The sequence below is a fragment of the Methylobacterium isbiliense genome, from assembly GCF_022179325.1.
GTDB classification, from domain to species: domain Bacteria; phylum Pseudomonadota; class Alphaproteobacteria; order Rhizobiales; family Beijerinckiaceae; genus Methylobacterium; species Methylobacterium isbiliense.
Genome location: NZ_BPQQ01000025.1, coordinates 1 through 21,126, shown reverse-complemented (window position 1 = coordinate 21,126; position 21,126 = coordinate 1). Strand labels below are relative to the sequence as shown.

Genomic DNA, 21,126 nt, shown 5'->3' with positions numbered 1-21,126 from the left:
CGGGCTCCTCTCTCGGGGAGGATACGGCGACGGACTCGCGGGCGCGTCAGGCGTTCGACACCGCGACGAGGCGATCGAGGACGGCCCGGGCCGCCCCGGTATCGACCGCCTGCCCGGCCCGCGCGACGCCGTCCTGTAAGCTAGCGGCCTGTCCGGCGACCACCAGGGCCGCCGCGGCGTTGAGGATCGCGATGTCGCGGTAGGGCGTTCGCGCCCCGTCGAGGACGGCGCGGAGCGCCGCCGCATTGTGCTCGGGATCGGCGCCGCGCAGGTCCTCCGGGCGGCTCAGGGCGAAGCCGAGGTCGCGCGGATCGATGCTGAAGTGGCGCAGGGCGCCGTTCTCCAGCGCCACCACGGCGGTGGGGCCGGTGGTGGTGATCTCGTCGAGCCCGTCCGACCCATGCACGGTCCAGACCCGGCGGCTGCCGAGATCCGCGAGCACGCGGGTGAGCGGCTCGGCCAGGGAGGCCGCGTAGACGCCGAAGAGCTGACCCTCGACCCCGGCCGGGTTGCAGAGCGGGCCGAGCACGTTGAAGAGCGTGCGGGTGCCGAGTTCGACCCGCACCGGCGCCACGTGGCGCATCGAGGCGTGGTGCGCCTGCGCGAACATGAAGCAGAGGCCTGCCTCGGCGAGGCAGCGGGCGAGCGCCGCCGGATCGAGCCCGAGCTTCACGCCGAGCGCCGCCAGCACGTCGGCCGCGCCCGAGCGCGAGGACGCCGCCCGGTTGCCGTGCTTGGCCACCGGGACGCCGCAGGCGGCGGTGATGACGGAGGCCAGCGTCGAGACGTTGTAGCTGCCCGAGTGGTCCCCGCCGGTGCCGACGATGTCGATGGCGCCCGGGGGGGCCACCACCCGCACCATCCGCTCGCGCAGCGCCCCGGCCGCGCCGACGATCTCATCCGCCGCCTCGCCCCGGACCCGAAGCGCCATCAGGAAGGCGCCGGCCTGGGCGTGCGTCACCTCACCCGAGAGCAGATGATCGAAGGCGGTGCGGGCCTCCTCGCGCGTCAACGCGGCGCCCGTGGCCACCTTCGCCAGATAGGGCTTGAACGAGTCCATGACGGGAGCCTGACACCCAGCGCAGCGGTTTCGTCGTCGCCGACGTCAATGCACGCCGGGCGCCGCCTTGTCACCCCGCCGGCCCTCGTTCCAGGCCCGGGCCAAGTCGAGAAAGTTGCGCACCATGCGCTCGCCGTGCTGCGACAGGATGCTCTCGGGGTGGAACTGCACCCCGTGCACCGGCCGCCCGGCATGCTCCAGGGCCATGATCAGCCCGTCGGCCTCCGCCGTGACGACGAGATCGGCCGGGCAGGTGGCCCGGTCGACGATCAGCGAATGGTAGCGGGTGGCCGCGAAGGGCTCGTTGATGCCGCGGAACAGGCCGGTCGCGCGGTGCTGCACCGTCGAGACCTTGCCGTGCATGGGGGCGGGCGCGCGCACCACCTCGCCGCCGAAGGCCTGCCCGATCGCCTGGAGGCCGAGGCAGACACCGAACATCGGGATCTCGTCGCTCAGGTGCCGCACCACGTCGAGGCAGATCCCGGCCTCGCTCGGGGTGCACGGGCCGGGCGAGAGCACCAGCGCGTCCGGTGCGCGGGCGCGGATCGCCTCGACGGTGATCTCGTCGTTGCGCACGACGGTGATCGTCGAGACAAGCGGCCCGATCAGGTGGACGAGATTCCAGGTGAAGGAATCGTAGTTGTCGATGACGAGGATGTCGGACATGGGCTCCGCCGGGTTGAGGCGGGTGTGCGGGGGCGCGGGCGCGGGGTCAAGGGGCGCGACGCCGCCCGCACCCCGACCGCATCGGCCGCCGGGACCGGTCTCACTCCCGCGGTTCGAACGCCATCGCCACGCCGTTCATGCAGAAGCGCAGCCCGGTCGGGGCCGGGCCGTCCTCGAAGACGTGGCCAAGATGGCCCTTGCAGCGTTGGCAATGCACCTCGGTGCGCGTCATGAAGAACGAGCGGTCGGTCTGCGTCTCCACCGCGCCCTCGAGCGGGGCGAAGAAGCTCGGCCAGCCGGAGCCGGACTCGTATTTGGTCTGCGAGTCGAACAGAGGCTGCCCGCAGCCGGCGCACACGAAGGTGCCTGCTCGCTTCTCGTCGTTGAGCGGGCTGGTGCCGGGCCGCTCGGTCCCGTGCTGGCGGAGCACCCGGTACTGCTCGGGCGTCAGGGTCGAGCGCCACTCTTCCTCGGACTGGGCCGCCTCGCCGGTGCCGGGCTCCTTGGTGAATAGACCCATCGCGGTTCTCCTGCGGATTCTGGTTGTCCGCAGGCAAGATGGGGAGCCGGAGCGCGTCCGGCGAGTGTGTCAGGCCGGCGCCCCCACGGTGTCGGCCATGCGGGCCTGCCGGGTGCCGAGGGGACGCTCGGGGCCGGTCGTGGTGTCGCGCACGGTCTGGTGCTCCAGCTCGGCGTTGATCTCGCCGCCGATGAGCACGATGGTGGCCGAGATCCAGATCCAGGTCATGAAGCCGATGACGGCGCCGAGGGATCCGTAGGTCTCGTTGTAGCTGCCGAAATTCGAGACGTACCACGAGAAGGCGATCGACCCGGCGAGCCAGACCGTGCCCGCGATGATGCTGCCGGGCGTGACCCAGCGCCAGCGCGGCTTGTCCCGGCTCGGGCCGAACCGGTAGAGCAGAGCGAGCCCGAACAGCAGGATCGCGAACAGGATCGGCCAGCGCACCAGGGCGATGTACCACGCGTTGGGGCTCAGGCTGATGCCGAAATGGCCGATGAAGTTGAGGATCACCGGCAGGACCACGATCCCGACGAGCGCGATCACCACGAAGAGCAGGCCACCGAGCGTGAAGGCCAGCGATTGCAGGTTGAGCCGGATGAAGCTGCGCTTCTCCTCCTCCTCGTAGACGATGTTGAGGGCGTCGAAGATCGCCTTCACGCCCGCATTCGCGCTCCAGAGCGAGATCGCCAAGCTGGTGAAGAAGGTGACGCCGAGCGTCGTGCCGCCCTTGGAGGTGATACGCTTGACCTGCTCGCCGATGATGTCGAGGGCGCCGGAGGGCAGCACGCCCTGGAGCAGCGCGAGGTGGTCGTTGATGGTGGCCGGGTCCGTGAACAGGCCGTAGAGCGAGACCAGGGCCGCCACCGCCGGGAAGATCGCCAGCAGCGTGTAGAAGGTGACGCCGGCCGCCACCGAGAGCACCCGGTCCTTCTGGAACTCGAGGTAGACCCGATAGAGGACGTCCTTCCAGCCCTTGGCCGGGATCTCGGTGGGATGCTCGGCCTTGCGGCCGCGATCCGTCTCGGTCTCGGCGACCCAGTGGGCGGGGCGGCCCGCATAGGACTTGGCGCCGGTGCCGAGATGGCGGGTCGGATCGGAGGGCGCCTCCACGGCCTCCGGACGGCGCGCCGTAACGAGGCGCACGAGCGCGAGGCCGAGGAACACCGTCCACAACGTCGAGGTCGCGCGGCTGGAAGCATCGGGACTGGATGGCGGACGTGACGTCATCGGGCAACCGAAATCGAGGCAAGAGGCCGCGGGCGCAGGCCGTCGCGGGCTCAACTCGCGTGCGGTTACGGCGTTCCGCCGCCCCAGTGTTGGCGGCGCGAAAACGCGGAGCACCCGCCGATTCTGCTTGAATCGGCGGTGGACAAGACGCTCGCGCCGGGTTCGCCGCGGCCGAACGACGGCTAGCCCCGGCCGCGGCGCCGGGCCGAGACCAGGGCCAGCGCCGCCAGATCCTTCTCCCCGTGGCCCTGGGCGGCCGCCTCGATCAGGCCGTCGCGCAGCACGCTGGCGAGCGGCATCGCCACCTGCGCGGCCTCGCCGGCGGCGAGCACCAGCCGGATGTCCTTGGCGCCGAGCGCGAGGCCGAAGCCCGGCGGCTCGTAGCGGCCCGCCGCGATCGCGCCGCCGTAGTTCTTGTAGACGGGCGCAGCGAAGATCGTGCCGGTGAGGAGTTCCAGCAGGGCGGCGGCATCGACGCCGTGCGCCTCGCCGAAGGCCGCGGCCTCCCCCATCGCCTCGACGGCCGCGACGATCATGAAGTTGCCTGCGAGCTTCACCGCGTTGGCGCGGGCGGGGTCGGGGCCGAACGGCCAGGTACGGGCGCCCATCGCGTCGAGGAGCGGCTGGGCGCGGGCGATGGCCGCCTCGGGTCCCGCCGCCACGATGTTGAGGTTGCCGGCCGCCGCCACGTCCGGCCGCCCGAAGACCGGCGCGGAGACGTAGGGCACGCCCGCCCGCTCGTGCAGGGCGGCGAGGTCGCGCGCGAGCGCCACCGAGATGGTGCTCATCCCGAGATGCAGCCCGGGCCGCTCCGGCTGATCGAGGATGCCGCCCTCCACGATGACGCTGCGCAGGGCCGCATCGTCCGCCAGCATGGTGACGGCCGCATCGCCCCGGAACGCCTCGGCGGCGCTCGCCACCGGCTCGACGCCTTCGGCCCGCAGGGCTTCGGCGGCCTCGGCCGAGCGGTTCCAGACGCGCACGCGGTGCCCGGCCCTGGCCAGCGCGAGCGCCATCGGCCGGCCCATGCGGCCGAGCCCGAGAAATCCGACATCCATCGTAAGGTGGCTCCCGTCGGTTGCGAGAGCCCCGAGAGGTATGGCGCGCGCCGCGCGCGCCAACCGGCCTCAGGCGCCGAGCAGGTGCGCCTTGTCGATCCCGAGGGTTTCGGCGACCTCGTCCAGCACCTTGTGCTCGAGCTCGCTGATGCCGCCCTGGTCCGCCACGTCGGCGGCGATCAGAAAAACGTCCTGGCGCTGCTCGGAGGGCCGTTCGAGGATCGCCCCGACGTAGCGCATGTTCTCGATCCGCCCTGCGCGGGACTTCGCCCGGGCGATCGCCTCATGCAGTTCCTGCTCCAGCTTGAGCACGCCGTAGGATTTCTGCAGGATCGGGTTGGCGCTCATCACGCTGAGCGCGGTCTCGATCTCGTCCTCGTCGATCTCGCGGTCAGCCATGATGACGTTCGCGGTGGCCGAGACCGCCGCGTGCAGGAACGCGGTGTCGCCGGAATACGACCTCACGACCCGGCCGAACCGGGTGAAAGCATCCTGAAAGAGCCCCATCGTCCAGTCCTTGTGAGCGGGCGCCCGCAGCTCGGCGCAGTTGCCGCATCGTTCTGCCGAAGCGATGCACAACACCGGCAAGGCAGGCAAGTCCATCCGGGGCACAGTGGCGGGCCGAAATGCGCCGAGAGCCGCGCGTTACACCGCCTCGATCGGAAACACCCGGCTCGGCGCCACGAACTCGTCCTGCGCGGCCACCGTCAGGATCTCGCGCGACCCGGCCTCGGCGGTGCGCCGCAGCAGCCCGTAGATGGAGGCCGCCGTGGCGCCGAGCGCCTCCGCGGCCGAGCGGGTGCGGGCGTGGTGCACGAGGAACAGCGCCGCGCTCGCATCCCCCGCCCCGTTGATGTCGAGGGAGAGCCGCGGGGTGCGCACCCGCCAGAACTGCCCGCCCTCCGCGGCCAGGAGGTCGACGGCGTCGGCGGGCGTCTCGGCGGTGTGGAGCGAGGTGACCAGCACCACGCCCGGACCCTGCGCCTGCAGGGCCGCCACCGCCCGCTTGGCCTCGGCCAGCGACCCGCAGGCCCGGCCCGACAGGAATTGGAGTTCGAACAGGTTGGGGGTGATGAGGTCGGCGGCGGGCAGCGCCCGGTCGCGCATGAATTCGGGCACGCCCGGGCGCACGAACACGCCGCGCCCGACATCGCCGATCACCGGATCGCAGCAATAGAGCGCAGCGGCATTGGCCGCCCGCACCCGCGCCACCGCCCCCAGGATCGCCTCGCCGATCTCGGCCGAGCCGATGTAGCCCGAGAGCACGCCGTCGCACTCCGGCAGCACGCCGCGCTCGGCGATGCCCTCGACGAGGTCGGCGATGGCCGCCCCGTCGAACACCCGGCCCCGCCACGCCCCGTAGCCGGTGTGATTGGAGAACTGCACCGTGTGGATCGGCCAGACTTCCACCCCGAGCCGCTGCATCGGGAAGACCGCCGAGGCGTTGCCGACGTGGCCGTAGGCGACGTGGGACTGGATCGACAGGATGTTCATCGCACCCCCTCTGGCGGTGATCGGGATGGACTCGCCCGCAAAGGGAGAGAATGCAACAGCCGGATCCGGCGGCCGGCCCGGTCGGTTGTGGGAAGCCCCGGTGCTGGTGCGCAGGGTCACACGACGGTTGCCCTTGGTGTGACATACACGGCGACCCACATTGCTGGCGGCTGACCGGTCGAGGTGAGATGGATTTCGAGACGCTCCGCACCACCACCCTGGACGTCGTGCGCGACCACCAGGCCTGGGCGCCGGTGATCACCGGGATCATCGCGTTCTGCGAATCGCTCGCGGTGCTGTCGATCTTCGTGCCCGCCACCGTGATCCTGCTCGGGATCGGCGCGCTTCTCGGGGCCGGCGACATCCCGTTCGTACCGGTGATGGTCGGCGCGGCCATCGGCGCGATCCTGGGCGACTGGGTCTCCTACGAGTTCGGCCGCTACTACAAGGACGGCGCCAAGCGGATCTGGCCGCTCACCCGCTATCCCGAGATGGTGACGAAGGGCGAGGATTTCTGCCGGCGCTGGGGGGCCTGGGGCATCTTCGTCGGCCGCTTCATCGGCCCGGCCCGGGCGGTGGTGCCGCTCATCGCCGGCATCTTCCTCGTCGGGCGCCTGCCCTTCCAGGTCGCCAACGTCACCTCGGCCTTCGTCTGGGCCTTCGTCTGGCTGGCGCCGGGGGCGGGCGTGTTCGGGTTCCTGCGCGCCTGACCCCGAACACGCCCCGGACTCAGCCCATCGCCTTGCGGATGAAGCGGTCCTCGAAGGTGGTGGCGAGGTCGATCTTCGTGCCCTGCAACTCGGGATCGAGGGTGCGCACGAGTTCGTAGACGCTCGTCATGCCCTCCTGCGAGGGGATGCCGGTGCGCGAATAGCTCTCGAGCGAGTTCTTCACCGCCTGCACGTAGAGGGCGCGGTCGCCGAAATGGTAGGCGGCCGGCACCGTGTCGGCGACCTCCTCGGGCGAGGCGGCGGCCAGCCACTTCAGCGCCTTGGCGAAGGCCGCGACGACCTTCTGGGTGCCGACGGCGTGGCGCTCGATCCAGTCCTGCTTGGTGTAGACCACCGCCGCGGGGTTCGGGCCGCCGAACAGGGCGCGCGTGCCGGCCTCGGTGCGGGTGTCGACGAGGACCACGATGTCGCCGTCGCTCTCCAGCTTGGCGATGACGGGGTCGAGGTGCGAGATGACCTCGATCTCGCCCTTCTTCATCGCCGCGATGGCGCCCGCGCCGCCGCCGATGCCGATGAGCGGCGCGTCGCTGGCCTTCAGGCCCGCCTTGATCATGGCGTATTGCGCGGCGAGCGCCGTCGAGGAGCCGGGCGCCGTCACGCCGATCTTGCGTCCCTTGAAGTCGGCCGCCGACTTCACGGTGCCGGCGAGGTCCTTGCGCACCGCGATGACGATGGCCGGATAGCGGCCGAGCTCGCACACCGCCCGCACGTCCTGGCCCTTGGCCTGCATGCGGATGGTGTGCTCGTAGGCCCCCGTCACCACGTCGACCGAGCCGCCGATCAGGGCCTGGAGCGAGCGAGCGCCGCCACCGAAATCGTTGATCTCGGCCTCGACCCCCTCCTCCTTGAAGTAGCCCTTCCGCTCCGCGATGGTGAGCGGCAGGTAGTAGAGCAGGGGCTTGCCGCCGACGCCGATGCGCACCTTGACGGGCTCGGCGCCGGCCGGCGCGGCGGGGCCGAGGGCGAGGGCGGCGGCCGCCCCGGCCAGGAAGCTGCGGCGTTGCATGGGGACTCCTCCGGTTCTGGTTGGTGTGGGCGTCAGACCGACCCGCCGGCCCCGCCGGGGCGCCAGACCAGCAGCCGGTTCTCGATCAGCGTCACCACCGCGTCGATCGCGATGACGAACACGGCCAGGATCAGCATGCCGGCGAAGACGCCCGTGACGTCGAACACGCTCTCGGCCTCGTGGATCTTGTAGCCGAGACCGGCCGAGGAGCCGAGATACTCGCCCACCACCGCGCCGACGAGGGCGAAGCCCACCGCCGTGTGCAGCGAGGAGAACATCCAGGTGAGCGCCGAGGGCCAGTAGACGTGGCGCAGGAGGCCGCGCTCGTTCATGCCGAGCATCCGGGCGTTGTTGAGCACCACCGGGCTCACCTCGCGCACGCCCTGGTAGACGTTGAAGAACACGATGAAGAACACGAGGGTGAAGCCGAGCGCCACCTTCGACCAGATGCCGAGCCCGAACCAGAGCGCGAAGATCGGCGCGAGCACCACCCGCGGCAGGGCGTTCGCCGCCTTGATGTAGGGGTCGAATACGGCGGCGAGGAGCGCGTTGCGGGCGAACAGGAAGCCGAAGGCGATGCCGCCGAGCGCCCCCGTGACGAAGGCCAGGATCGTCTCCTGCAGGGTGATCCAGAGGTGGTTCCAGATCTCCGGGTTCGCCATCTCGGCCCAGGTGCGCTTGAGGACGTCGACCGGGGTCGAGAAGAAGAACTGCACCTGCTTGGGCTGGCCGAGGATCGGGTAGACGGTGAGCACGTGCCAGATCGCCAGGGCGACGAGGCCGACGAGGATCTGCAGGGCGAGGAGGCCGAGGCGGCCGATCGGGCGGTTCACGGGCAGGGCTCCTTCACGGGCAAGCCTCCGCTGCGGGGATCAGGCCGGGCCTGTGGCGTAGGCGCGGGAGACCTCGACGCGCAGGCACGCCCAGATCTCCTTGTAGATGGCATGGAATTGCGGTTCGAGGCGGATCTCGGCGATGTCGCGCGGGCGCGGCAGCGTCACCGGGTACTCGCCGACGATCCGGGCCGCGGGCCCGGCCGAGAGCACGATCACCCGGTCCGAGAGGGCGATCGCCTCCTCGAGGTCGTGGGTGACGAAGATCACCGCCTTGCGGTTGGCCGCCCACAATTCCAGCAGCAGGTTGCCCATGATCTGCCGGGTCTGGGCGTCGAGCGGCCCGAAGGGCTCGTCCATCAGCAGGATCTCGGGATCGCGGATCAGCATCTGGGCGAGCGCCACGCGCTTGCGCTGGCCGCCCGAGAGCATGTGCGGGTAGCGGTCGGTGAAGGTGGCGAGCCCCACCCGCCCGAGCCAGTCGCGCGCCCGGCTCAGCGCCTCGGCGCGCGCCACGCCCTGGGGCTCCAGCGCCACCGCCACGTTGTCGAGGGCGGTCTTCCACGGCATCAGGGCATCGGCCTGGAAGAGGTATCCGGCCCGGGCGTTGATGCCGGACAGGGCCTGCCCGAACACCGTGACGCTGCCGTCCGCCGGCTTGAGCAGGCCGGCGGCGGCGTTGAGGATGGTGGACTTGCCCGAGCCGGTCGGCCCCACCACGGCCACGAACTCGCCCGGCGCCACGCCGAGGTCGATGCCCTCGACCGCCACGTAGCGCTTGCCGCCCTTGAGCGTGAAGGCGATGGAAACGCCGTCGAGCCGCACCGCGCTCGTGCTCTGGGCCAAAGCCGTGCCGCCGATCAGGCGCACGCCGCCGCGTCCGCCCTTCCGTCCCTCGGCAGCGCCTTGCTGGCTCATCCGGCTTCCTCCGCGCGACATGCCCGGACTTCGTGCCGGTCCGGGGCGGCGCCGAATGTCGGCGAGCCGGCGCAGGAGATCAACCGGTTCGTTCGGTGCGGATCAGCGCAAGTCCGACATGCCACGCCACCAGCGCCAGCGGCAGGCCGAGGCCGATCCAGGCCGCGACCCAGCCAGGGCCCTCGAAGAACAGCGCACTGAGAAGCCCGGCGAGCGAGGTGAGGCCGACGAGGAGCGGGATGCGGAAGACGCGGCGTCCCTCCGCGGCCTTCGGAACACGCGTCATGCGGTCGGGGCCGGCCGGAGGGTGAGCGCGGCGGGCGCGGTGCGGCCGCGGCGGGCGAGCCAGAGGTAGAGGCCGCTGCCCAGCACCACGATGCTCACCAGATCGAGCAGCGCCCAGATGATCCGCAGCGGCAGGCCGCCGTAATCGCCGAAATGCAGCGGCTGCGAGACCAGGAGGGCGGTGAGGTACCAGGGCAGGTGCCGCGTCGCCCCGACGGCCCCGGTCTCGGCGTCGATGAGCACCGGCTGGAGCAGCCGCGCGGTGAGCGGCGTGTCGCCGCGCAGGAAGACGCCGTAATGGCGGGAGGTGCTGAACGCGGTGCCCGGATAGGCGACGAACGAGACCGTCATGCCGGGCGCGGCGGCGCGCGCCTGCTCGACCGCGCGATCGACCGGCAGGAGCGAGGCCGGCGCGCGCGGCTGCTGTTGCCCCTGCCCCTGCCCCTGCGAGGCCACCATGTCGGCGAGTTCCGTCGCCTTCCAGTGGTTGATCATCGGCTCGGAGAGGGTGTTGATCACGCCCGTCGCCCCCACCACCGTCAGCCACGCCACCGTAACGATGCCGAGCAGGTTGTGCAGGTCGAGCCAGATCGTGCGCGGCGCCCGCCCGGTCCGGATGGTCCCGAAGGCGAGGCGCCGGGTGAAGGGCGCGTACAGCACCACGCCCGAGACGATGGCGGCGACGAGCAGCGTGCCCATCAGCCCCAGGAACAGCTTGCCGGGCAGGCCCGCGTAGAGATCCACGTGCAGGCGCAGCATCACCATCATGAAGCCGCTCATCGGCGGACCCAGCGGCGCGGCGGTGTGGGAATCGTAGACCTTCGTGACCGAGTCGTTCGGGTGCGCGCCGGCGCTGGCGTTGAGGATGGCGAAGACCGCGCGCGGCTCATGCTGGTCGAAGCCGACATACTGCATCACCTTGCCCGGATGCTGGGCGAGCGCGGCGTCCGCGATGCGCGCGAGCGGCAGCGGCGCCTGCCCGGCCTGGATCGCGGCCGGCTCCGCCTGCGCGCCGAGCCACTCGTCGATCTCGTGGTGGAAGATCAGCGGCAGCCCCGTGAGGCAGAGCAGGAGCATGAAGAGGGTGCAGATCAGGCTCGTCCAGGTGTGGACGAAGCGCCATGCGCGCAGGGAGGCGGTCGTCATGCCGGTCCGCTTCCTCACCACGTGTAGCTCACGCTGCCGATGATCCGCCGCTGCTCGCCGTAGAAGCAGGAGGTCACGGTCGAGCAGGAGGAGACGAAGCGGCGGTCGGTGGCGTTCTGGAGGTTGACGGCGGCGCGCCAGCCGTCGCGCTCGAAGTGGATCGCGGCGTCGAACAGCAGGTAGTCGGGCACTGTCAGGGTGTTGGCGACGTCCGCGAAGGAGCGCCCGACGTAGCGCAGGCCGCCGCCGAATCCAAAACCCTTCCAGGGGCCGGCCGGGATCGTGTAGTCGAGCCAGAGCGAGCCGAAGGTCTCCGGGATGCCCACCGGCACGCGGCCGAGGTCGAGCACCGTGCCCTCGACGGTGCGCAGGCCGTAGACCGTGTAGGCGCCGACGAGATTCAGTCCCTCCGTGAGGGTGGCGACCACCGACGCCTCGAAGCCGCGCGAGCGCACCGCGCCGATCTGCAGGCTGTTGAACGGGTTGGCCGGATCCGGCGTCAGCACGTTCGAGCGCTGCAGGTCGAAGGCCGCGACTGTGAACAGCGTGTTCCAGCCGACCGGCTGGAACTTCGCCCCGACCTCGATCTGGTCGCCGCGGTCCGGCGCGAAGGGCCGCCCCGCCGTGTTGGTGCCGGGCGTCGGGTTGAACGAGGTGCCCCAGGTCACGTAGGGGGCGAAGCCGTTGTCGAAATTGTAGATCAGGCCGAGTCGTCCGGTGAAGGCTTGGTCGTCGGCGCGCACCGACGAGGCGGGCGAGAGCTTGTTGACCACGTCGCTGCTGACGAAATCCTGCCGGCCGCCGATCAGGAAGGTCAGGCGCTCGGTCAGCCGGATCTGGTCCTGCGCGTAGAGGCCGACCTGCTGCAGCGTCTGGTTGGTGACGAGGTAGGGCGTCGGATAGGCCGAGGGCTGGAAATAGACCGGCCGCAGGATGTTCAGGGACGGGACCGGGAACGTGGAGGCTTGGTTGTCGTAGAGATTGTAGTGCTTGTAGTCGACGCCGAGCAGCAGGTCGTGCGCGAACAGGCCGTCGCCGAACCGCGCCTCGGCCTGCGTATCGACCGTGACGAGCCCGGCCCGCGGCGTGGTCAGGAAGCCGTAGCGCGACAGCTCCGTCTGCGTGGCGTCGCCGACGGCGTAGCCGTTGCCGACGTAGCGCTGGTCGCGCACATCGGTGAAGGCGTAGCGCATGGTCTGGCGCACGGTCCACACGTCGTTGAACTGGTGCTCGAAGACGTAGCCGAGATTGGCCTGGTTGCGGGTGTAGCCGTCGACCAGCGGGTCGCTGACGTTGAGCGAGCGGTCGATGCGCAGGCCGAGCGCCTGGCGGCGCACGGTGCCGATGTAGGGCAGGAACTGGCCGGCCCCGCCGGTATTGTCGCGCTGGAAGCTCGTGAGCAGCGTGAAGGTGGTGGCCCCGTCCGGCTTGTAGGTGAAGGCGGGCGCGATGTAGTAGCGATCCTCGGGCGCGTAGCGCACCTGCGCGTCGCTGTTCTGGAACCGGCCCGTCAGGCGGTAGAACCAGTGGCCCTCCTTGTCGGCGGGGCCGCCCAGATCGACCGCCGTGTAGACCTGGTTGAACGAGCCGCCGCCGACCTCGACGTAGCGCAGCGGGTCCAGAGGCGGACGCTTCGACACGATGTTGATGAGGCCGCCCACCGGGCTGCCGCCGAACAGCGTCGCGGCCGGCCCGCGCAGCACCTCGATGCGCTCGGCCCCGAACGGATCGATGCGGTAATTCGCGAACGAGGTCTGGAACAACTGCAGCCCGTCGCGAAACAGGCCGCTCTCGGTGGCCGAGAAGCCCCGGATGATGAACCAGTCGAGGCGGGTGTCCGGCCCGAACTGGTTGGCGAAGATCCCGGGCGTGTAGCGCACGGCCTCCGAGAGGGTCTGCGCCTTCTGGGCGATGATCTGCTCGGTACCGATTACCGACACCGATTGCGGCGTGCGGATCAGCGGCGTGTCGGTCTTGGTGGCGGTGGCGCTGCGGGTGGCGACGTAGCCCTCGACCGGGCCGACGGCCGTCTCCGGCCGCAGGCGGGGCGCACCGGCCGGCCCTCCCGAGGGCGCCCCCCTCCCCTCCACGTCGATCGTGTCGAGCGGGATGGTGCCGCTCTGCTGCGCCAGGGCCACTCCCGAAAGAGCCGCCAGCGACGCGCCCGCGAGCGCGGCCCTCACCATGGCCGTCCGGCCGATGCCACGACGCGACATCATCCTCTGTCATCCCTTGCAGGCGCGCAGCACAACGGGTTCGCCGAAACGGCGAGCGACGCGGGGCGGCGTTGTTTTGAATTATAATAAACTACTGATAGTTCAGCGTTTTTCTGGATCGGTGCTATCGTCGGGGCCGCGCCTTGGCAAGGGGCACCGCGGCATCTCGCGGCGCACGTGGCACGGGCGCTACGCCCCTGCGACACGTCCTCCGCGTGACAAGGGGCGCTCCGCCGGTCCAGACTCGCGTTCCTGATTCGTCCTCGTTGCCTCCACCGGTCCTCGCCCCTGTGTCCGCCGCCCTCTCGCTGCCTCTCGACCGCCGCCAGTCGCCGATCGCGTTCGGAGTCCAGCGCGGGGTGCGCCGCCTGTTCGCGGATCTCGGCCACGTCACGATCCCGGAATTCACGCTCGCCAACGGCCGGCGCGCCGACCTGATCGCGCTCGGTCCCGGCGGACAGCTCACCATCGTGGAGATCAAGTCGGGACTCGCCGACTTCCGGGCCGACCGGAAGTGGCCGGATTACCGCGACTACTGCGACCGCTTCTACTTCGCGGTGCCCGACGACATGCCGACCGATGTCCTGCCGGAGGATACCGGGCTGATCGTCGCCGACGCCTTCGCGGCCGCGATCCTGCGCGAGCCGCCCGAGCACCCGCTCGCGGGCGCCCGCCGCAAGGCCGTGACCCTGCGCTTCGCCCATATGGCGGCGGGGCTGCTGCACGCGCTGGCCGATCCGGGCTCGGTGCGGGAGGGCGCGCTGTAGCGCAGGCCTCGCGCGCCGCCCCCGCGCGGCCCGCATGGGCCCTCTCCGCTTCGCAGCATTGGACAGGCTCCACCCCGGCGGCCATGATCCGGCCCGCGACCCGCGCGCCGATGAGCGCCCGGGCGACGGGGAGGTGCGGCATGAGGCTCAAGGGCAAGATCGCGATCGTCACGGGGGCCGGCGGCGGGTTCGGCGAGGGCATCGCCAAGCGCTTCGCGCAGGAGGGCGCCCGCGTCGCGGTGGTCGACCTGCGGGGCGATGCCGCCGAGCGCGTGGCGCGCGAGATCGGCGAGGCCGCCGTCGCGGTCGCGGCCGATGTGGGCGCCGAGGGCGACGTGCAGCGCACCGTGGCGCTGACGACCGAGCGCTTCGGCACGCCGCACATCCTCGTCAACAATGCCGGCACGACGCACCGGAACCAGCCGCTCATGGACGTGGACGAGGAGGCGTTCGACCGCGTCTTCCGCGTCAACGTCAAGTCGATCTTCTACTACGTGCGCGCGGTCGCGCCCGCGATGCGCGACAACGGCGGCGGGGTGATCCTCAACGTCGGCTCGACGGCCGGCATCCGGCCCCGGCCGGGGTTGACGTGGTACAACGCCTCCAAGGGCGCCGTGAACCTGATGTCGAAGTCGCTCGCGGTGGAACTCGCGCCCTGGAAGATCCGGGTCAACGCGCTCTGCCCGGTGATGGGCGAGACCGGCCTGCTCGAAGCCTTCATGGGCGTGCCGGACACGCCGGAGAACCGCGCGAAGTTCATCGCCACGATCCCGCTCGGACGCATGTCGCGCGCGGAGGACATCGCCGCGACGGCGCTGTTCCTCGCCTCCGACGAAGCCGCCTTCATCACAGGCGTCGAGATGCCGATCGACGGCGGGCGCACGGTCTGAGGGACGGCAAGGCGCGGGAAAATCCGGCCGGCTCCTCTTGCGCTGCACCGCGGCGGCGTGTTGCGTCGCACGAGGACGCCCGGAGATCCCCCATGCCCGCACGCCGCTTCGTCACCCTCGACGTCTTCACCGAGCGCCCGCTTGCCGGCAACCCGCTGGCGGTGGTGCTGGATGCCGAGGGACTCGACGATGCCGCCATGCAGGCCGTCGCGCGCGAGTTCAACCTCTCGGAGACGGTGTTCGTGCTGCCCCCGCGTGAGGCGCGCCATCGGGCTTGGCTGCGCATCTTCACGCCCGCCCAGGAACTGCCCTTCGCCGGGCACCCGACGGTGGGCACCGCGGTGCTGCTCGGCCTGCGCGACCGGCGTGCCGACGTGGCCGACGCCGTAGCCTTCGGCCTGGAGGAGGCGGTCGGCACCGTCTCCTGCGTGGTCGAGCCGGGGGACGGGCGCGGGCGGGCGCGCTTCCGGCTGCCGCGCCTGCCGGAGATCTGGGGCGAGGCGGACGGGCTCGGGCCGATGCCCGAAGCCGCCGCGGCGGCCCTCGGCCTCGAACCCGGCGAGATCGGCTTTGCCCGCCACCAGCCGAGCCGCCATTCCGCCGGCACGCCCTTCGACCTCGTGCCGGTCCGCACGCTCGCCGCCCTCGGGCGCGCCCGGGCCGGCGCCGCCTCGCTCGAAGTCGCGTTCGGGGCGAACGCCAAGGTCTTCCTCTACACGCGCGAGACCGGGGATCCGGCCCACGGCTTCCGGGCCCGGATGTTCGCGCCCGGCCTCGGCGTGCCGGAGGATCCGGCGACCGGCGCGGCCGTGGCGGCCTTCGCGGGCGCCTTGATGCAGTTCGAACCGCTCGGCGAGGGCACGCACGACGTGGTGATCGCGCAGGGCTACGAGATGGGCCGGCCGAGCGAGATCGCGCTGCAGCTCGTGATCGAGGAGGGGCGCCTGCGCGCAGCCGAGATCGGGGGCAGCGCCGTGGTGGTTGCCGAGGGCGAGATCCGGATCTGATGGCCGCCATCGACCTCCGGCGCGTCCGCGCCGTCACGGCCGCGCTCGGCCCCTTCGACTGGGCCTGGGCGCGCGACAACCGGGCGCGGATCGAGGCCCACTGGGCGCGGCGGCGCGCGGACCGGCCCGCGATGTTCAACGGGCGGGTGATGCTCGCCCGCGCGATGGCGGAGCGGGACGGCGTCTGCCATGTCGCGCTGTTCGAGACGGATTACGCCACCCTGACGGCGTTCCGCGATCTCGGCTTCCCGGATCCCGGCATCCTCAACGTGTTCGCGGCGGTGGCGCCGCGCAGCCGGGATGGTGCCTACCTGCTCGGGCGCATGAACGGCCACACGGCCAATGCGGGCCAGGTCTACTTCGCCTGCGGCACGCCCGACCCCGAGGACTTGCGCAGCGGCGGCCGGGTCGATCTCGGGGCGAGCGCCTTGCGCGAGCTGCACGAGGAGACCGGCCTCGTGCCACCCGAGACCGAGGGCGGCTGGACCATTGTGCGGGAGGGCGGCCACCTCGCCTTCCTGCGGCCGATGCAGTTCGCCGAGGATGCCGACACCCTGCTCGCCCGCGCCCGCGCGCACCTCGCCGCCGAGGCGGTGCCGGAACTCGCGGACGTCGTGGCGGTGCGCGGCCCCGGCGAGATCGATCCCGCGACGATGCCTCTCTACGCGCAGGCCTTCCTGCGCGACGCCTTCGCGGCGGACGGGCGCGCGTGGTGACCTACGGGTAGCCGTAGCGCGCGCGGGCGGCGGCGTGGAGGCGCAGGGCCTCGGCCTCGCGGCCGGCGGCGCAGGCCTCGGCGGCGCGGGCGAGATCGCCCGAGAATTGCTTGCCCACCGGCGCATTCAGGTTGCCGGTGGCGACATCGCTCTCGACGATCGCCTGCGTGCGGGCGATGGCCGGGCCGCAGCCGGCGCCCCCGGCCGGCGGCACCGGGACGGGCGCGGCCGCCACCGCGGCGGCGGGTGGCGGCGTGCTCGGCTTGCAGGCGGCCAAGTTGCAGGCGGCCAAGCCGAGGGCCGCGAGCAGGGCGACGGCACGGCCGTGGTGCGCGGACATGGGCGAACTCCTGGCGAAACGTATGGCCGAGCTTGTGGCAAGCGCGGCGGCCCGGGTCAATCGCGGCCCTGGCGCGCGGCTTGTCATCGTGTCCTCCGCCCCGTAGAACACGCAGGCATTCACCGGGCGCTCGCCCGAAGGAGACCCGAGCCGTGGCGCATGCCGGCTCCCTGCCGCTGCCGATGACGCCCGCTCCCGCGGCGGCCCGTCGCCGTGCGCGTCGTCTCTCCGGCCTTCTCCTTACCCGCCCCTGAGGGCCGTCCGGGCGCGTGCCTGGGCCTTCAGGGGAGCGCGACGACCCCCCTCGACCTTCGCGACTGCGCCGCCTCACGCGGCGCCGGGACTCAAGGACAATCTCGCCATGACCGATACCGCCTCCCGCCCGACCCCCTCCCCCGAGCGCGTGCTGATCTTCGACACGACGCTGCGCGACGGCGAGCAATGCCCCGGCGCCACCATGACCTTCGAGGAGAAGCTCGCGGTGGCCGAGATGCTCGACGGCATGGGCGTCGACATCATCGAGGCCGGCTTCCCGATCGCCTCGAACGGCGACTTCGAGGCCGTGGCCGAGATCGCGCGCCGCACCAAGCGCGCGGTGATCGCCGGCCTCGCCCGCGCGGTGCCGGCCGACATCGTCCGGGCCGGCGAGGCGGTGCGCTTCGCGGCGCGCGGGCGCATCCACACCTTCGTGTCGACCTCGCCGATCCACCTCGCCCACCAGATGCGCAAGAGCGAGGACGAGGTGCTGGAGATCATCCAGAAGACCGTGGCGCAGGCCCGCGACCTCGTGGAGGACGTGGAATGGTCGGCGATGGACGCCACGCGCACGCCGATCGACTACCTGTGCCGCTGCGTCGAGGCGGCGATCCGCGCGGGCGCGACCACCATCAACCTGCCCGATACGGTGGGCTACGCGACGCCGGACGAGTACCGGGCGATGTTCCGGGCCGTGCGCGAGCGCGTGCCGGACGCCGACAAGGCGGTGTTCTCGGTCCATTGCCACAACGACCTCGGCCTCGCGATCGCCAACTCCCTGGCGGGGATCGAGGGCGGCGCGCGCCAGGTCGAGTGCACCATCAACGGCATCGGCGAGCGGGCCGGCAACGCGGCGCTCGAAGAGATCGTGATGGCGCTGCGCACCCGTGCGGACGTGCTGCCCTACGCGACCGGCATCGACACGACGCAGATCATGCGGGCCTCCAAGCTCGTCGCCGCCGCCACGCATTTCCCGGTCCAGTACAACAAGGCGGTGGTGGGCCGGAACGCCTTCGCGCACGAGAGCGGCATCCACCAGGACGGTATGCTCAAGAACCAGTCGACCTACGAGATCATGACGCCGGAATCGGTCGGCGTGCAGAAGACCTCGCTGGTGATGGGCAAGCACTCGGGCCGCGCGGCCTTCCGCTCCAAGCTGGAGGAGATGGGCTACCGGCTGTCGGACAACCAGTTCCAGGACGCGTTCGAGCGCTTCAAGGCGCTCGCCGACCGCAAGAAGAACGTCTACGACGAGGACATCGAAGCGCTGGTCGACGAGAACCTCGCCACCGCGCACGACCGCATCCGCCTCGTCTCGCTGACCGTGATCGCCGGCACCCGCGGCCCGCAGCGCGCGACCATGCGGCTCGACATCGAGGGCCGGCTCGTGACCGAGGAGGCGGACGGCAACGGTCCGGTGGACGCGGTCTTCAACGCCATCCACGCGCTGGTGCCGCACGAGGCGAAGCTCGAACTCTACGACGTGCACGCGGTCACCGAGGGTACCGACGCCCAGGCCGAGGTTTCGGTGCGGTTGCGCCAGGCCGAGCGCAGCGTGACCGCCCGCGGCGCCGACCCCGACACCCTGGTGGCCTCGGCCAAGGCGTATCTCGCCGCGCTCAACAAGCTCCTGGCCGGCGCGACCCGCCTGCATGCCCAGCATGCCGCAGCCGAATAGCCGCCGAAAAAACGCGGCTGCCGCTCGCGCGAAGGGCTGGACAGTCCTGGCGCGAGCGGCTATCTCCCGCCTCGCGTTCGGGGCGGTTGGTGGCCGGCCCGACCCGCTCCTCGGAGCGACGGGTGCATAGCTCAGTTGGTAGAGCAGCTGACTCTTAATCAGCGGGTCCTAGGTTCGAGCCCTAGTGCACCCACCAAACATTTTCAGTCACAGAGACAAAGTAGGCCACCGCCGAACAAGGCAGCGTGCGCCGCGGCATAGCAACGTCGCCGGCAAAGTCTCGGCCGGAGAGGCGGTGATCGGCTCGACCGTCGCCCTTCTGCATGGCTTCTATCTGCTCTGCGCCTGCCTCGGTTTCCAATCGCAATTGCACGGCGCTTCCAGCGACTGTTTCGTCAGTTCAGATTGGCACCAACCGAGGCGGCTTGAGGTGCGCAAGCGTAGGGGTTGTGTTAGCTGGGAGCTGTGGCGTTGCTCCACCAGCTGAGCGGCAATGCGGCCTGGGCACCGGCTGTCGGTTCAGAGTTGCATCGACGGTGTCCGGCTCGATCCAGTGAATCTAGGAGAGGAGCCAGCCGGCAGGGATTTGGGCATCCCCTTTCGAGGTGATGAACGTGAGAAAGTGACTCCTTCCGGACCTTGCGCCCCCTCCCTCAGAAGGTCCTGTGTGGATGGCTCCGGCCCTGCAAGGGGGTCTCTGAAGGCTGGCGGGCTGGTCGGGTGCCGTCTTGTGTTCGGCCTGTTTGCGCGGTCATCGACCGCTGGCCCTGATGGTATCCGCGGACGAGGTCCCATTCTGCTTTGCGGGCTACGACGCCCTGGACCTTTGCGCAGGTTGTCCTCGTCCCCGGTCTGACCGGTTCGCCATCACTTCACAGGGTCCTCGCAACCTCCTTCGCGCGGTCTCGCGCTGGACCTGATCGGGGATGTCGCCGTCAGGCCGCGGCCACGCTTGCCACCGGCACCCGGTAGACCTCGCCACGCACCATGATGGCCCAGATCGCCCGCGCCGCCCGATTGGCCATGGCGACCGTGACGACCCGCACCGGCTTGCGGGCGAGCAACGCGTTCATCCGCGGATCGGCCGCGCTGGGATGATGCTTGTTGCGTCTGACGAGCGAGGTCATGCCAGTCACCAGGAGACGGCGCAGGTACTGATCGCCCATCTTCGAGATGCGGCCGAGCCGCTCCTTGCCGCCACTGGAGTTGTTGAGCGGCGTCAGCCCGAGCCAAGCCGCGAACTGACGCCCGGAGCGGAAATGGGTCGGATCGGTGACGGTGGCGGCCAACGCTGTCGCCCCGAGCAGGCCGACGCCGGGCACCGTCGCGATGCGCCGGGCCAGCTCGCTGGCGCGGTACCAGGCCAGAAGATCGCGTTCGAGCTGCCGGATGCGGTCTTGCACCTCGCTCGCCTGCTCGGCCAGGGTGCCGATCACCTTGGCGGCAAGGTCGGGGACCTCGCGCGCCGCACCGGCCACGGCGCGTCGCACGAATGCGAGGGCATGGCTAATGCCCTTGGGGAGGTCGATGCCGAACTCGGCCAGAAGGCCGCGGATCATGTTGATGAGCTGCGTGCGCTGACGGACCAGAAGATCGCGCGTCCGGTGCAGCGCGAGCGCCGCCTGCTGCTCGACGGATTTGATTGGTACGAAGCGCATGCTGGGGCGCGTGACCGCCTCACAGATCGCCTCGGCGTCCGCCGCATCAGTCTTGCCGCGCTTCACGTAGGGCTTGACGTAGGCCGGCGGCATCAGCCGCACCTCGTGACCGAGGGCCGTGAGTTCGCGCGCCCAATGATGGCTCGTGCCGCAAGCTTCCATGCCGATCAGGCACGGCGGGAGCTTGCTGAAGAAGGGCATCACCTGCGCCCGCCTCAGCGCTCGCCGGACGAGGACCTCGCCCATGCGGCCGATGGCATGCACCTGAAAGACGTTCTTGGCCAGGTCTAGGGTCTGAACTCAATCAGCTTGGCCGCGTGAAGGGCCGCTGAGGGTGGGAAGCGGACATTCGCACGCGCAACTCGACGAGGGCCTCGCTTCTGAAATGGGTCTCAGCCGCGGGAGTTAGGACAGTCTTTGCGAAACTCACGAATTGCCTGACCATTGCGCGTTCCCACCATGAACACCCCTGTCTCCTCCACACCTATGAACGAGACTTTCGTTGGCGGCGCGCGACCAAACCAATCCTCAAGAGCCGTGATCTCATTGATCGAGAGCGGCGCAGTCACGATTGTATCCAGAAGACTGGAGCTACGAGTTTCGTCTCCACGCGGACTGAACGCCTTTCGCGCTGATCCGCCCCCCTGTGAGT

Annotated in this window: 22 protein-coding genes and 1 tRNA gene; 7 read left to right on the top strand and 16 right to left on the bottom strand. The window is 70.8% G+C overall.

From position 1 onward, the window contains the following. Window positions 1–46 precede the first annotated feature (46 nt). The 7 genes from trpD to pdxY form a co-directional block, all read right to left on the bottom strand. On the bottom strand, window positions 47–1,060 hold the full coding sequence (gene trpD, locus MFF61_RS11700) for an anthranilate phosphoribosyltransferase (RefSeq protein WP_238235297.1): 1,014 nt from the start codon (window positions 1,058–1,060) through the stop codon (window positions 47–49). Between the two features lie 45 nt (window positions 1,061–1,105). Then, window positions 1,106–1,726: an anthranilate synthase component II gene (locus MFF61_RS11695; RefSeq protein WP_238235296.1), complete on the bottom strand. Its 621-nt coding sequence runs from the start codon at window positions 1,724–1,726 to the stop codon at window positions 1,106–1,108. 100 nt (window positions 1,727–1,826) lie between these two features. Beyond that, complete coding sequence (msrB, locus tag MFF61_RS11690; RefSeq protein WP_238235295.1) at window positions 1,827–2,246, bottom strand: peptide-methionine (R)-S-oxide reductase MsrB; 420 nt, start codon at window positions 2,244–2,246, stop codon at window positions 1,827–1,829. 69 nt (window positions 2,247–2,315) lie between these two features. Continuing rightward, entirely contained in the window at window positions 2,316–3,476 is a 1,161-nt protein-coding gene (locus MFF61_RS11685; protein WP_238235294.1) for a YihY/virulence factor BrkB family protein, read from the bottom strand. Between the two features lie 182 nt (window positions 3,477–3,658). Next, entirely contained in the window at window positions 3,659–4,534 is an 876-nt protein-coding gene (locus tag MFF61_RS11680; RefSeq protein WP_238235293.1) for an NAD(P)-dependent oxidoreductase, read from the bottom strand. Window positions 4,535–4,603: 69 nt separating this feature from the next. Beyond that, window positions 4,604–5,041 carry a tellurite resistance TerB family protein gene (locus tag MFF61_RS11675; RefSeq protein WP_238235359.1) on the bottom strand — a complete coding sequence of 146 codons (438 nt, stop codon included), beginning with the start codon at window positions 5,039–5,041 and terminating at the stop codon, window positions 4,604–4,606. Window positions 5,042–5,179: 138 nt separating this feature from the next. Beyond that, window positions 5,180–6,028, bottom strand: a complete 849-nt coding sequence (gene pdxY / locus MFF61_RS11670) for a pyridoxal kinase PdxY (RefSeq protein ID WP_238235292.1) — start codon at window positions 6,026–6,028, stop codon at window positions 5,180–5,182. 188 nt (window positions 6,029–6,216) lie between these two features. On the opposite strand from pdxY, the gene MFF61_RS11665 reads away from it, so the two are divergent. Then, window positions 6,217–6,738 (top strand): DedA family protein, encoded by a 522-nt coding sequence (locus MFF61_RS11665; protein ID WP_238235291.1) that lies wholly within the window; start codon window positions 6,217–6,219, stop codon window positions 6,736–6,738. A gap of 19 nt (window positions 6,739–6,757) precedes the next feature. On the opposite strand, the gene MFF61_RS11660 is transcribed toward MFF61_RS11665, so the two are convergent. From MFF61_RS11660 to MFF61_RS11635, 6 genes are all read right to left on the bottom strand, one after another. Beyond that, window positions 6,758–7,765, bottom strand: a complete 1,008-nt coding sequence (locus tag MFF61_RS11660) for an ABC transporter substrate-binding protein (protein ID WP_238235290.1) — start codon at window positions 7,763–7,765, stop codon at window positions 6,758–6,760. Window positions 7,766–7,797: 32 nt separating this feature from the next. After that, on the bottom strand, window positions 7,798–8,586 hold the full coding sequence (locus MFF61_RS11655) for an ABC transporter permease (RefSeq protein WP_238235358.1): 789 nt from the start codon (window positions 8,584–8,586) through the stop codon (window positions 7,798–7,800). A gap of 51 nt (window positions 8,587–8,637) precedes the next feature. After that, window positions 8,638–9,516, bottom strand: a complete 879-nt coding sequence (locus tag MFF61_RS11650; protein ID WP_238235289.1) for an ABC transporter ATP-binding protein — start codon at window positions 9,514–9,516, stop codon at window positions 8,638–8,640. 79 nt (window positions 9,517–9,595) lie between these two features. Further along, on the bottom strand, window positions 9,596–9,802 hold the full coding sequence (locus MFF61_RS11645) for a hypothetical protein (protein WP_238235288.1): 207 nt from the start codon (window positions 9,800–9,802) through the stop codon (window positions 9,596–9,598). Continuing rightward, entirely contained in the window at window positions 9,799–10,947 is a 1,149-nt protein-coding gene (locus tag MFF61_RS11640; protein ID WP_238235287.1) for a PepSY-associated TM helix domain-containing protein, read from the bottom strand. Before MFF61_RS11640 ends, MFF61_RS11645 begins: the two co-directional genes overlap by 4 nt. Before the next feature lie 14 nt (window positions 10,948–10,961). Beyond that, complete coding sequence (locus tag MFF61_RS11635; protein ID WP_238235286.1) at window positions 10,962–13,166, bottom strand: TonB-dependent siderophore receptor; 2,205 nt, start codon at window positions 13,164–13,166, stop codon at window positions 10,962–10,964. 287 nt (window positions 13,167–13,453) lie between these two features. On the opposite strand from MFF61_RS11635, the gene MFF61_RS11630 reads away from it, so the two are divergent. The 4 genes from MFF61_RS11630 to MFF61_RS11615 all read left to right on the top strand — a co-directional run bounded on the left by MFF61_RS11630 (window position 13,454) and on the right by MFF61_RS11615 (window position 16,543). Then, entirely contained in the window at window positions 13,454–13,930 is a 477-nt protein-coding gene (locus tag MFF61_RS11630; protein WP_238235357.1) for an MmcB family DNA repair protein, read from the top strand. A 140-nt stretch (window positions 13,931–14,070) separates the two neighbouring features. After that, a complete protein-coding gene (locus MFF61_RS11625) occupies window positions 14,071–14,820 on the top strand; it encodes an SDR family oxidoreductase (protein WP_238235285.1) in 750 nt (249 codons plus the stop codon). 92 nt (window positions 14,821–14,912) lie between these two features. Further along, window positions 14,913–15,827 (top strand): PhzF family phenazine biosynthesis protein, encoded by a 915-nt coding sequence (locus MFF61_RS11620; RefSeq protein WP_238235284.1) that lies wholly within the window; start codon window positions 14,913–14,915, stop codon window positions 15,825–15,827. Continuing rightward, window positions 15,827–16,543 carry an NUDIX hydrolase gene (locus MFF61_RS11615; protein ID WP_238235283.1) on the top strand — a complete coding sequence of 239 codons (717 nt, stop codon included), beginning with the start codon at window positions 15,827–15,829 and terminating at the stop codon, window positions 16,541–16,543. The genes MFF61_RS11620 and MFF61_RS11615 overlap by 1 nt, the downstream gene beginning before the upstream one ends. A gap of 1 nt (window position 16,544) precedes the next feature. Here MFF61_RS11615 and MFF61_RS11610 read toward each other — a convergent pair whose 3' ends face one another. Further along, window positions 16,545–16,883: a hypothetical protein gene (locus MFF61_RS11610; protein WP_238235282.1), complete on the bottom strand. Its 339-nt coding sequence runs from the start codon at window positions 16,881–16,883 to the stop codon at window positions 16,545–16,547. 361 nt (window positions 16,884–17,244) lie between these two features. Between MFF61_RS11610 and MFF61_RS11605 the strand changes: the two genes are divergently transcribed. Together MFF61_RS11605 and MFF61_RS11600 are read left to right on the top strand one after the other, a co-directional pair. Beyond that, window positions 17,245–18,816: a 2-isopropylmalate synthase gene (locus tag MFF61_RS11605; RefSeq protein ID WP_238235281.1), complete on the top strand. Its 1,572-nt coding sequence runs from the start codon at window positions 17,245–17,247 to the stop codon at window positions 18,814–18,816. 120 nt (window positions 18,817–18,936) lie between these two features. Further along, window positions 18,937–19,012: transfer RNA gene (locus MFF61_RS11600), tRNA-Lys, on the top strand. Between the two features lie 739 nt (window positions 19,013–19,751). Here MFF61_RS11600 and MFF61_RS11595 read toward each other — a convergent pair. Beyond that, window positions 19,752–20,759 carry an IS110 family RNA-guided transposase gene (locus MFF61_RS11595; protein WP_283205995.1) on the bottom strand — a complete coding sequence of 336 codons (1,008 nt, stop codon included), beginning with the start codon at window positions 20,757–20,759 and terminating at the stop codon, window positions 19,752–19,754. Window positions 20,760–20,866: 107 nt separating this feature from the next. Further along, window positions 20,867–21,126: hypothetical protein (locus MFF61_RS11590; RefSeq protein ID WP_373324679.1), on the bottom strand; the 260-nt coding region annotated here is incomplete at its 5' end.